This window comes from Endozoicomonas sp. G2_1 (assembly GCF_017744155.1).
Taxonomy (GTDB): domain Bacteria; phylum Pseudomonadota; class Gammaproteobacteria; order Enterobacterales; family Alteromonadaceae; genus JAGHQT01.
In genome coordinates this window covers 544,555-556,451 of the sequence record NZ_JAGHQT010000001.1, presented here as the reverse complement: position 1 = coordinate 556,451, position 11,897 = coordinate 544,555, and the positions used below count along the sequence as shown (strand labels likewise).

At 44.3% G+C, this 11,897-nt stretch carries 11 protein-coding genes; 3 read left to right on the top strand and 8 right to left on the bottom strand.

Annotated features, from left to right (window positions below):
• Positions 1 to 165 precede the first annotated feature (165 nt).
• The 8 genes from J7384_RS02550 to J7384_RS02515 form a co-directional block, all read right to left on the bottom strand.
• Positions 166 to 663, bottom strand: a complete 498-nt coding sequence (locus tag J7384_RS02550; RefSeq protein ID WP_209111001.1) for an ACT domain-containing protein — start codon at positions 661 to 663, stop codon at positions 166 to 168.
• Between the two features lie 42 nt (positions 664 to 705).
• Complete coding sequence (locus J7384_RS02545) at positions 706 to 1,065, bottom strand: PilZ domain-containing protein (RefSeq protein WP_209110999.1); 360 nt, start codon at positions 1,063 to 1,065, stop codon at positions 706 to 708.
• A 460-nt stretch (positions 1,066 to 1,525) separates the two neighbouring features.
• Positions 1,526 to 3,199, bottom strand: coding sequence for an energy-dependent translational throttle protein EttA (gene ettA / locus J7384_RS02540; protein WP_209110997.1), 1,674 nt, complete (start codon positions 3,197 to 3,199; stop codon positions 1,526 to 1,528).
• A gap of 132 nt (positions 3,200 to 3,331) precedes the next feature.
• Positions 3,332 to 3,826 (bottom strand): VOC family protein, encoded by a 495-nt coding sequence (locus J7384_RS02535; protein WP_209110995.1) that lies wholly within the window; start codon positions 3,824 to 3,826, stop codon positions 3,332 to 3,334.
• 192 nt (positions 3,827 to 4,018) lie between these two features.
• A complete protein-coding gene (locus J7384_RS02530; protein ID WP_209110993.1) occupies positions 4,019 to 5,179 on the bottom strand; it encodes a ketoacyl-ACP synthase III in 1,161 nt (386 codons plus the stop codon).
• Between the two features lie 166 nt (positions 5,180 to 5,345).
• Positions 5,346 to 7,406, bottom strand: coding sequence for a M13-type metalloendopeptidase (locus tag J7384_RS02525; RefSeq protein ID WP_209110991.1), 2,061 nt, complete (start codon positions 7,404 to 7,406; stop codon positions 5,346 to 5,348).
• 142 nt (positions 7,407 to 7,548) lie between these two features.
• On the bottom strand, positions 7,549 to 8,214 hold the full coding sequence (locus tag J7384_RS02520; RefSeq protein ID WP_209110989.1) for a TetR/AcrR family transcriptional regulator: 666 nt from the start codon (positions 8,212 to 8,214) through the stop codon (positions 7,549 to 7,551).
• Between the two features lie 67 nt (positions 8,215 to 8,281).
• Positions 8,282 to 9,505 (bottom strand): threonine/serine exporter family protein, encoded by a 1,224-nt coding sequence (locus J7384_RS02515; RefSeq protein WP_209110987.1) that lies wholly within the window; start codon positions 9,503 to 9,505, stop codon positions 8,282 to 8,284.
• 122 nt (positions 9,506 to 9,627) lie between these two features.
• Between J7384_RS02515 and J7384_RS02510 the strand changes: the two genes are divergently transcribed.
• Genes J7384_RS02510 through J7384_RS02500 form a run of 3 tightly spaced genes read left to right on the top strand, consistent with a single transcriptional unit; the run spans position 9,628 to position 11,818 of the window.
• Positions 9,628 to 9,801, top strand: coding sequence for a hypothetical protein (locus tag J7384_RS02510; protein ID WP_209110985.1), 174 nt, complete (start codon positions 9,628 to 9,630; stop codon positions 9,799 to 9,801).
• A gap of 44 nt (positions 9,802 to 9,845) precedes the next feature.
• The gene (locus J7384_RS02505) at positions 9,846 to 10,607 is read left to right on the top strand and encodes a class II aldolase/adducin family protein (RefSeq protein WP_209111292.1); all 762 of its coding nucleotides are present in this window, start codon (positions 9,846 to 9,848) and stop codon (positions 10,605 to 10,607) included.
• Between the two features lie 35 nt (positions 10,608 to 10,642).
• Positions 10,643 to 11,818 (top strand): mandelate racemase/muconate lactonizing enzyme family protein, encoded by a 1,176-nt coding sequence (locus J7384_RS02500; protein ID WP_209110984.1) that lies wholly within the window; start codon positions 10,643 to 10,645, stop codon positions 11,816 to 11,818.
• The last annotated feature ends 79 nt before the right edge of the window (positions 11,819 to 11,897 follow it).

The window sequence follows — 11,897 nt, the reverse complement described above, 5'->3', positions numbered from 1 at the left end:
CGGATTTTTTACGTATTCGGCTGTATTAGTACCGAGCCAAGTATTACTATACTCACACAGTTGAATTGCACTAGTTTACTACCAAATTATGACGCTTTCGCGACATTGAGGGTTGTGCCAGATCAATAATTTGCTCTGGCGTGCTCACAAAGTGAACGCTGCGGATTAGCGCGAAATATCTACCATTAGATCATCTGCTAAGCTTTCAAGTGCCTCAACCATTTGCTCAATATCATCTTGGTTTACTTCAATTTTCGCTTTAGCGGTAAACATGGTTTGGCCGGTGTGGGCAGCGGCTTGTTGAGTACTAACCAATTTGACGAGGTTACCACCTTGCTTGTGAATGGCCGAAGAAATATCTTGGACAATGCCCGGACGGTCATTGGCAGTGAGCTCTAACGTGACTGCTTGTGCAGCCAATTCAGTCGCCGACGAAGCTGTCGCTATGGTTAACTGAAATGCAGACATGGCGTTAAGGGCGTCTATTAACTCTTGGTGATGTTGTTCAGCAACAGCAACTTCCAAAACACCGGCAAAATAACCTGACAGGTGATGCATACTAGAAGTTTGCCAGTTGCCTTGGTGTTGCTTGATAGTATTTGATAATAGTTCAACTAGGCCGGGGCGATCTTCACTAACAAATGAGATAACTAAATGCTTCATATCTAGTTCCTTAAATTTGGGTGTAATAAATGGTTAAGCGCTTTATAACTTGCTCAATTGGCTAAGCTCGAGGTTGAGTTGCTCGGCATCACCTAGGTTGAGTTCAACCATGCGGCGCAAATAAGAGATACTGTCTAGATCAATACTGGTACAGGTTAAACCGACCACTTCTGGTTCTTGATGGGCGACTTTTACCGCCATGGTCACGGTTAAGTCACTGTCGTTCAGTTGAAATTTTAGCAAGCCGTGTTGCTCGACAAAGTGTTGTTTGGGATCTGGCGTGCTGACCAGCGCACCTTTTAATGACAAATCAAAAATATTGACGGTAAAGTGTTGTTGCTCAAGCGTTAATTGAGCCTGACTCGAAAATACAATGCGACTAAATTGACGTCTGTTTTCCATAAAATACGAGGCTTGATAAATTTACTAACAATAGTTTTAGCATAGCGATATTTACGGTTTAATGCATTAAATAAAACAACAAAGCATCGTTTGATGCTAATGGCAAGATTGTGGCAGGAGATTTGGTTGAAGGAGTAAGTAGAAAAGAAAGTTGCGAGCACAAACGATTGCGCTCGCAATGAGGTAAGGGCGTGTTGAACTTTCAGGATTGTTTTTGCAGCAGTCTGTCGGGTTTTTATACAAGGCGGAGCAGGTGTCGTGTAGTTGTTCTACACAAACCCTGCGACAACGAAGTAGAAAAGCCCAACAGGCGCTGCCCTTCGGGGTCATCTAAACGCTTCCTGCTCATTGTTGCTCGGTTTTTACATAGAACAACTATGCTACAGCCCGAGCGCCGCGATCAGCAAGCGTTTGGATTGAACAAAATTCAATCTCGAAAGTTCAACACGCCCTAATTACGCTAGTTGATTTTTTTGTATTTAATTCTGTGCGGCTCAAGCGCAGCAGGGCCAAGCGTTTTCTTGAGCCACTCGTTGTAATCAGAGAAGTTACCTTCAAAGAAGTTTACTTGGCCTTCGTCGCGGTAGTCGATAATGTGAGTGGCGATACGGTCAAGGAACCAACGGTCATGGGAAATAACCATGGCACAGCCAGCGAAGTCGAGCAGTGCTTCTTCAAGTGCACGCAAGGTTTCAACGTCTAAGTCGTTGGTTGGTTCATCAAGTAGTAACAAGTTACCACCGGTTTTCACTAGTTTTGCCAAGTGAACACGGTTGCGTTCACCACCCGACAACTCACCGATTAATTTTTGTTGGTCGTTACCTTTGAAGTTGAAACGGCTACAGTAAGCACGTGACTGAATTTCAAAGCTACCAATTTGGATAATGTCGTGACCTTCAGAAATTTCTTGGTAAACCGTATTGCTATCGACCATGTCGTCGCGGAATTGATCAACACTGGCAAGTTTTACCGTTTCACCTAGTTCAACGCTGCCTGAATCTGGTTGCTCGGTGTTTGACAACATTTTGAACAAGGTTGATTTACCGGCACCGTTAGCACCAATGATACCGACAATCGCACCCTTTGGAATGCTAAAACTCAAGTCGTCAATTAAAACACGGCCGTTGTATGACTTAGTTAGGTGGTTAACGTCGAGTACTTTGTCACCTAAGCGTGGACCCGGTGGAATGTAGAGTTCGTTGGTTTCGTTACGCTTTTGAACATCTTGATTGTTGAGCTCTTCAAAACGCGCCATCCGCGCTTTGTTTTTCGCTTGGCGTGCTTTTGGATTTTGACGCACCCATTCTAGTTCTTGCTTGATGGTTTTTTGCAGTGCCTTTTCACCTTTTGCTTCTTGCTGCAAACGGGCGTCCTTTTGCTCTAGCCATGATGAATAGTTGCCTTCCCATGGAATACCATGGCCGCGGTCTAGCTCTAGAATCCAACCGGCAACATTGTCTAAGAAATATCTATCATGGGTAATGGCAACCACTGTGCCGGTGTAGTCGTGTAAGAAGCGCTCTAACCAAGCAACTGATTCGGCATCTAAGTGGTTGGTTGGTTCGTCGAGTAACAACATGTCTGGTTTTTGTAGTAATAAGCGACATAGGGCAACACGGCGACGCTCACCACCACTGAGCACGCCAATTTTTTGATCCCACTCAGGTAATCTTAACGCGTCGGCTGCGCGCTCTAATTGGTTTTCAAGGCTATGGGCGTCGTGTGTCGCTAGAATGGCTTCTAATTCGCCTTGCTCTTTAGCCAAAGCGTCAAAATCAGCATCAGGCTCGGCGTAAGCTGCGTAAACGGCATCAAGACGAGCCATTGCGTCTTTCACCACAGAAACGGCTTCTTCAACCACTTCGCGCACGGTTTTGCTTTCGTCTAATTCTGGTTCTTGTGGCAAGTAACCAATATTAGTGCCCGCTAACGCTTTTGCTTCACCTTCAAATTCGGTATCAACACCGGCCATAATGCGCAGTAATGTTGATTTACCGGCACCGTTCAAACCCAAAACACCAATTTTAGCGCCAGGGAAAAACGATAGCGAAATGTCTTTTAAAATGGTGCGTTTAGGAGGAACCACCTTGCTCACGCGGTTCATCGAGTAAATAAATTTATCAGGTAATGCCATTAATACAGCCCTTGAGAAATATGAATAAAAATAATGGCTGTATTGTAGCTAGCTTGTCGGGTGAGTGCTACTAAGAATTAGTTTGAGGAAGAATTTGATGAAGCAGAAACAGCTTCATCAAACCAGGGCTGACTATTTTCTTTTGCCGCGCGCGATAAACTCTAGGCGGTTGCCGCTAGGCTCTCGAATCATCATGTGTTTCGTTGGGCCATTGCCTAAATTTTCAGGGGCAAATTCAATTTTTACTTCCGGGGCTTTTTTCAACAGCAGGTGAAGCTCGTTGAGTTTCTTTTCACTTTCAACTTGAAAAGCCAAATGGTGAAGACCAACGTTGGTTTTGCGATTAAACGGTGTTGCGTGTTCACCATTTGTGGTTTGCCACAGAGTGACTGTGATACTGCCATTATTGAGGAAGTAAGCGGGATAGCTAGTATCTTTGCCCAAAACTCGAAACTTTAAGGTGTCAACAAAGAAATTTTTAGACTTTTCTAGATTTGATACCGCTAAGCCGACGTGATCAACGCCGCCGATGGGGCTCGCTTGCTCACTGTTTTCAGCATGTGCTGTGTTAATTAAGGTACTGGCGAACACTGTCACTGACAGTAAAAGAATGGTAAGTAATCTCATGTTTATTAGCTCTGTTATAAACTAGCTATGGCGTTGCTAGTTTTTGTTACTAGTTGATGCACTGTAGAACTGACTATAGCTAATAATTGTTCAGCTTTGCGATTAGTGGCGAGTTTTTTCTGTTGAATGGCGAGCTTGATAGGTGTTCTGAGAGGTAAAAAAAACGGGCGCAGTGCCCGTTTTGTTATTCAGCTATTTTCCAACGCTTTGTTGATGCTTTTCCATGATCTCTTGCACCATCTCTAGCCCAGTTTGCTGACAAGGCGGTAAACTGGCGTCAGAGCTTGCGATTGGCGTTGTTCTGTCACCAAAACGAACGGCGTGAGCACTCCAAGTTAGGCCGCCGCCAAAGGCGGGAAGTAAAATTAAGCTGTTTGGCTTAACTCTTTGTTCTTCAATGGCTTCAACAAAAGCTACCAAGGTGGTCGCTGATGACATGTTGGCGTACTTTTGAATATTCACGAACACTTTGTCGCTATCGAGTTTAAGCTTCTTAGCAAGAGTATCAATAATTCTCAGATTGGCTTGGTGCGGCACGACAAGGTCAATTTGCTCGCTGTTAACGCCAAGCTTTTCAAGCGTTTTTTCACAAGCTTGGGCCATGCCATTAACCGCTTTCTTGAAAATCTCTTGGCCTAAAAACTGCCACTCAGTCTTACCCATCATGCGGCCTTGGTTTGCGTATTTACTGCCCAAACCGGCAACCGATAAAATGTCGCGAGACTCACCGTAACAACCCAAAGACTCTGCCAATAAGCCAGTTTCTTGTTCTGATGCTTCAAGGTAAAGTGCAGCAGCGCCATCACCAAATAGTACTGCGACGTCGCGATTAGTCCATTCCATTAATTTTGAAATGGTTTCAGCGCCAATGACAAGCGCAGACTTGACGACACCGGTTTTAATCATCGCGTTTGCGGTAGTGAAGGCGTACATACCACCGGTACAGGCGGTGTTTACATCCATACAAGCAGCGTTGTCGGCACCGATAATTTTTTGCACATTAGAGGCGGCATTTGGACAGTATTCATCGAAACTTGTGCTGGCAAATACAATCATCTCAACGTCTAGGGCGGTTTTGCCTGCTGCAGCAAGTGCGTGCTGACAGGCGATTGCGCCCAATTCACTGACGTTAACATGGGAAATACGACGCTCTTTCATCCCTGTGCGAGTCGTGATCCACTCGTCATTGGTTTCTAAAAAGGTGGCTAAGTCGTCATTTGATAAGGTTGCTGGCGGCATGCACTTGCCCCAGCCAGTAATAGCGGCATATGTCATATTGTACTCTTTATCGTTGTCACCCGTGTTATTGGCGCGATAATCGAAGTTATAAGAGGTAACTAAGTTGGTGGGCAATAACCGGGAAATTCTTATCGCTCAAGGATAATCGGCTTTTGGAGGAATGTCTAACAAAAGCGTCGTTAGCAAGCTAATTTGCGCTTTAGCTTGGTTTAGGTTAACAAGTACTGATAAAAATAAAAGCAAGCCGAAGCTTGCTTTTATCCCGATTAATATTGGCTGATTACCAAATTTTTACTCGTTTCTCAGGCGCTAGATACATACCGTCACCTTCTTTAACATCGAACGCTTCGTAGAATTCGTTCATGTTAGACAGAGAACCGACTGCGCGGAATTCGCCCGGTGAGTGAGGGTCTGTTGCAACGCGGTTGCGCATTGACTGTTCAACAATTTTTGAACGCCAAATTTGAGTAAAACCCATAAAGAAGCGTTGGTCGCCAGTTAAACCATCGATAACCGGTGCTTCTTTGCCGTTCAGGGATGCTTTGTATGCCTTGTAGGCGATAGTTAAGCCAGATAAGTCACCGATGTTTTCACCAAGCGTAAGCTCACCATTGACGTTTAAATCGTCAAATACTTGATAGTCAGCGTATTGCTCAACTAATACTTTAGTGCGTTCTTTAAACTTCTCTAAATCTTGGTCTGTCCACCAGTTGCGCAAGTTGCCTTCGGCGTCGTAGCGGCTGCCTTGGTCGTCAAAACCGTGACCCATTTCGTGACCAATTACTGCACCAATGCCGCCGTAGTTGACTGCGTCATCAGCTGCCATATTGAAAAATGGTGGTTGTAAAATAGCGGCAGGGAAAACGATCTCATTAACCGTTGGATTGTAGTAGGCATTGACCGTTTGTGGAGTCATCAACCATTCCCAAGTTTGGATTGGTCCGCCCAGTTTTTCAATATCGCGTTGGTGAGATAGTTCACTTGAGCGAATGATATTGCCGACTAGATCGTCACCTTTAATTTCAAGCGCTGAGTAGTCTTGCCATTTATCTGGGTAGCCAATTTTGGGAGTGAAAGCAGCGAGTTTGACCTGAGCAGCTTTTTTGGTATCGTCAGACATCCAGTCAAGATCATTAATGCTCGCGCCATACGCTGAACGCAAGTTTTCAACCAATACACCCATACGCGCTTTCGCTTCAGGTGTGAAGTGGCGACTGACGTACACTTTACCGATAACTTCGCCAACATTTTGGTTTACTATAGCAACGCCGCGTTTCCATTGTGGACGTTGTTCTTGACGGCCGCTTAATTGCTTAGAGAAAAACTCAAAGTTTTCGTTGTCTAAATCTGCAGTTAAGTAGCTGGCAAAGTTACTCAAGGTGTGGAAGGTTAAATAGGTTTGCCAATCTTCAAGTGATACATCATTAATGAGTTTACCAAGGCCTTGAATAAAGTCTGGCTGGTTAATAATGATATCTTTTTCTGAGCCAACGCCTTGCGCAGCTAAAAAGCCTTGCCAGTTAATGGTGTCGCTGAGCTCGTTGAGTTTCGCTGTTTCAAACTTGTTGTAGCGCTTTTCACTGTCTCGGCTTTGTACGCGAGTCCAATGGTACTCGGCGATTTTTGTTTCTAGGTCTAAAATGGTTTTGCCTGCTTGCTCGCCGTTTTCAAGGCCCGCTAGGTCAAACATTTTGGCAATGTGTTTGCTGTAACCGTCGCGCAAGTTAACAAAGCGTTCTGCGTCGTTAAAGTAGTAATCTTTGTCTGGCAAACCTAGGCCACCTTGCCAAATATGGGTGGCGTAACGGCTTGAGTCTTTAGCATCTACACTCACATATAAGATCATTGGACCGCCCACGCCAGCCGCTTGCGATTGACCAAAAAACTCAACTAATTGATCTTTGTCTTGTAGACCGTTGATTTGTGACAGTAACGCTTGAACCGGCTTGATTCCTAGACTGTCGCGAGTTTCTTGATCCATGTAAGCACGGAATAAATCTGCTACTTTTTGTTCATCCGAACCCGCTTTTAGGTTCGGTGTTGCTGCTAGGCTTTCAATAATCGCTTTAACGTCGGCATCGGCCTTATCACGCAAATCGTAAAAAGAACCAATTGCAGTTTTGTCACCTGGAATATCATGAGTTTTTAACCAGCCGCCGTTAACGTATTGATAAAAGTTGTCTTGAGGACGAACACTGTTGTCAATATTGGCTTTTTCAATACCTGAAGCAAGTGCTGTTTTTTTGATAGCAGGTGCATCAGTCTTTTGTGCAACATCGTGACTACAAGCAGATAGCACGAGTAGTGAAGCGCACGCAGCGCTGGTTAATATAGTTTTCATAAAATTTTCTCTATTTTGAAGAAAAGTAGACGGGCTGATAGTAAACACTTGTTAACCTTAATGCCAGTTTTGGATCAGGCTATTAACATTTTCTGACACTTTTTAAGATGCTAGTGTCAGAAAAGCTTTACGAGGAGATAAATTAGCTCAGTTGACTGTCGGTTTTATTGAGCAACAAATTGATAGCGCACTGGCAAATATCGTCAATACTCGCACCTTGTTGATAAACACCGTCGATGACTAGCCGTGCGATACCATGCATAGTTGCCCAGGTTACTTGAGTGAGCCTAAGAGAATCTTCTGACGGACTTAAAATACCTTGTTGTTGCCACTGTTTGGTTAGCTCTAATTGATACTGAAAGCAAGGGTGGGCGGTTTGAGTGAGCTTAATGGTTTCGTCTGGACTGGTGTTGGGCCATAGGGTGTCGCCAAACATGAGTTGGTAAATCGCAGGGTTATTGGTGGCGTATTCAATATATGTTTGAAAAAAACGGGCAAAAGCCTCCGGGCCAAGCGAGTTGGTTGTTTGATGGCTGCCTTCACTTGTTTGAACGGCGAAAAACTGCTGGCAAAGTTGCTGCCACTCTTGAAAACCTTGGCTAGCAATGGCTATTAGCAAGTCGTTTTTATCTTTGAAGTGGTGATAAGCCGCCGTTCGTGAAACGCCAACTTGCTCCGCCAACTTACGAAGCGATAATGAATCGACACCATCGCGCTCAATCATTTGACGAGCATTCAACAATAACGCTTGATGAAGATCTCCGTGGTGATAATTCTTTTTTTCGGGCTTAGTGCTTTTTGCTGTCATTTGTTTTGCATTTATACTCGGTAAAGCAGGCACGTCATCACATGATCAGCCGATGACGCACCATTATCTATAAACTCTTTCGAGAGCGAACCGCTACATTAGCAAAAATAAGTCCGGCAACCAATGACATAAAGATTAAAAAGGTCTGCACACCAACGCCTTGGGTTTCAAGCATCACCTGTCCTGACACTAAACTGCTCAAGCCGATGTATACTTTACTGCCCGGCACGAGCACTACGAGACCAAGCAACATCACAATGCTCGACGGCAAGTTCATGATTCGAGAGAACAAGTTACTGTAGATACCGAGTGCAAATGAGCCGACAAAGGCCGATAGCGCGTAGTCGAGATAATTACTTGCCCAAATACTGGCGCCAAAGGCAATGTAGCCACAAATAATGCCCCAAGGAGCGTCTTTCTTTCTGACTTTAAACAGAATCACTAGGGTAATTGATAATATGGTCACTGCTATCCAAGCAGTCCAGTTGGGCATGGTTTCAGGTGCGACAAACTCAGCGGTACCCCAAAAAATATTGCCAAGTGCCATCCCTAAAACAGCGCCAAAATATAGCTTAAACAGCACCATAGTTGCGTCCATAACCCGTGCAGTGCCGGACATTAAGTGACGAGCGGCTAGTTCTGACAAGCCAAGCGTTAGTGACAAACCGGGAATAAACACGATTATCGCTGAAAGGATGACCAGTGGCATATTAATACTGGGGTCAATATTGGTAATTGCCGAAGCCAAGAGCGCACAACTAAGCGCGGATAAAGGTTCGAGCATTTCGGTGACGCGTTTTGAACGCTCAGACCAAAAAACGAAAACAGCGACTAGAAAGCCCAATACGGTTGACCAAAACACGTCATTCCAACTGGTGTGCATCAGCATGGCGAAAGCACCGCTGGAAAAACCGAAGGCAGTAAAGGTTAAAAATTTGCCATAAGGATTTGGTTTGTTGGCTATTTCTTCTAAGCGATCAATCGCTTCTGAGAGGTTGCGTTGGCCGCTACTGAGTTCATCGACCAGTTCATCGGTACGAGCGAGGGAGCCGAGATCAAGCTCACCCGGGTTTACGCGAGCAATATGGCTGTATTCTTGTTCTTCACCGTCAAATAAGACAAAGGTCAGTGATGTCGGTGTAATAATAAACGATCCCTTGACGCCCAAAAAGCTAGCAACACTTTGTAAGTGAGCTTCGGTGCGAAAAGAGTTAGTACCAAATTTATGCAGGGCTTTACCCAAATCAATGATAAAACGGCGCTTTTCAATAAAGTCGGCACTTTGAACCATTAGTTGATCGATCTCATAGCGTAGTGATTAGTAAACAGTTATTATAACAACAATTTTGACATTGTTAGCATGATTTCCTTTGCTAACTTCAGATTATTTTTACTAATGATAAGAGCGATATAATGACGCTATTAATTATTTTAGCTGCCGTCTTTGGTGGTGTGGCCTTAATGGTTATTTTGGGTGAACGTTTTGGTAAACCGCTCGACGGTGAACAGCAAAGCAAATACAGCAAAATTATTATGGTATTAGTTTTTATAATGCTAATCAGCGCTATCATTAAAGGTATGGGGTAACGAGTTTGAATCACGACAATCACAGTAGCCCACAGCCATACCCAATTCCTGCTGGTGTTAATAAAGCTGATATTAGCGAATTAGAGTGGCAAACTCGCGTTGACTTAGCCGCTTGTTACCGTTTAGTGGCGATGCACGGTTGGGATGATTTGATTTATACGCATATCTCCGCCCGTATTCCCAATACTGACCATTATTTGATTAATGCCTTTGGCTTGGCTTTTGATGAAATCACTGCCAGTAATCTGGTCAAAATAGATATTGATGGCAATATCTTAGATCCAAATAGTCCTTTTGAAATCAACCCTGCTGGCTTTACTATTCACAGTGCGATTCATCAAGTTCGTCACGATGCGATGTGTGTTTTACATTTGCACACTAATGAAACTATCGCCGTCGCGAGCTTAGAAGAAGGCTTACTGCCGCTGAGTCAGTATGCCATGTTTGCCTTGGCATCGATGAGTTATCACGATTACGAAGGCTTGGCCGTTAATCAAGATGAAAAGCTTCGTTTGCAGCAAGATTTAGGTAATAGCAATTTTATGTTGCTGCGCAATCACGGCGGGCTTACTTTAGGTAAAACCATCGGCGATGCTTTTATGCACATGTACGACTTAACTCGCGCTTGTCAGGTACAGTTGCAAATTATGTCGACTGGCATGAAGCCTGTACTGGTTGAACAGGCTATTGTTGACGGTATTAAAGCACAGGCCAATATTGTTCATACTGGGCTAACAGGCGGTCAAAAATCATGGCCAGCGATGGTGCGCAAAGCTTATCGTCACGATCCTTCTTTTGCCGAGTAAAAAAACGCCAGCTGTTTAAAGAGTAACTGTAAAAAATGAAAATTACCCAAGTAGAAATTTTTGATATTCACTGTCCTAAACGTCCACAGTGGAACCCAGTTTTTGTCAGAATTTACACAGACAACGGTTTAACCGGTGTTGGTGAAGCAGGCTTAGCCTACGACTTAGGCCACAGTGCGGCGGCTGCGATGATCAAAGAAATCGCTGAGGCGATGCTGATTGGTTTTAATCCGATGCAAACTGAACTCTTATGGACGCGCATGCTCAGAGAGAGTTTCTGGGGACTTGGCGGCGGGCCAGTGCTTTATTCGGCGATGAGTGCCATTGACACCGCGCTCTGGGATATCAAAGGCAAAGCATTAGAGCTTCCTGTTTATCAACTACTTGGTGGTAAAGTTAACGACAAACTGCGCACTTATGCCAGCCAGTTACAATTTGACTGGGATACTCAAGTCAACAAATTATTGAAGCCAGAAGACTATGGGCGAGCGGCTGAAAAAGCAATTGCTGACGGTTACGACGCGGTAAAAATTGACCCAATTGTTTACGATTTAGAAGGCAACTCGTATTTCGACCGCACTAAGCTGTTTACCAAACCCGAAATGCGATTATTCCGCGAGCGCTTGCAAGCGATTCGCGATGCCGTGGGTGAAGACGGCGATATTATTTTTGAATCACACTCGTTAATGGGCACCGCTAGCGCTATTCAAATGGGTGAAATTATTGAAGATATCGGCTGTATGTATTACGAAGAGCCCGTTAATTATTTGAATTCAGCAATACACAAAAAAGTCTCTGATCGAGTTAATGTGCCAATTGCCGGTGGCGAGCGTTTGTATCACCGTTGGGATATTCGTCCTTATTTAGAAGACCAAAGTATTGACGTTCTGCAGCCTGATGTTGGTTTATGTGGTGGTTTTACAGAAGCGAAAAAAGTGTGTGATTACGCTGATGTTTACGATATTCGCATTCAGGCTCACGTTTGTGGTGGCCCAGTGGCAACCGCGGCGTCGCTGCACTTAGAAACGGCAATCCCTAACTTTTTGATTCACGAGCATCACACGTATGCGATAAAAGACTGGAACCGTGAGCTTTGTTTACAAGATCCACAGCCGGTTGATGGCTTCTTCCAAGTCACCGAAGTTCCCGGTATTGGTATTGAACTTAACGATGCGGTAGTTAAGCGCTCACCGCATGTTGTGGTTAAATAATTTTTACCGACCTGGATATGTAGTTGAGTAGCGTTTTAACGCTATTAAAAAGGAGACAATTAAGTCTCCTTTTTTGTTG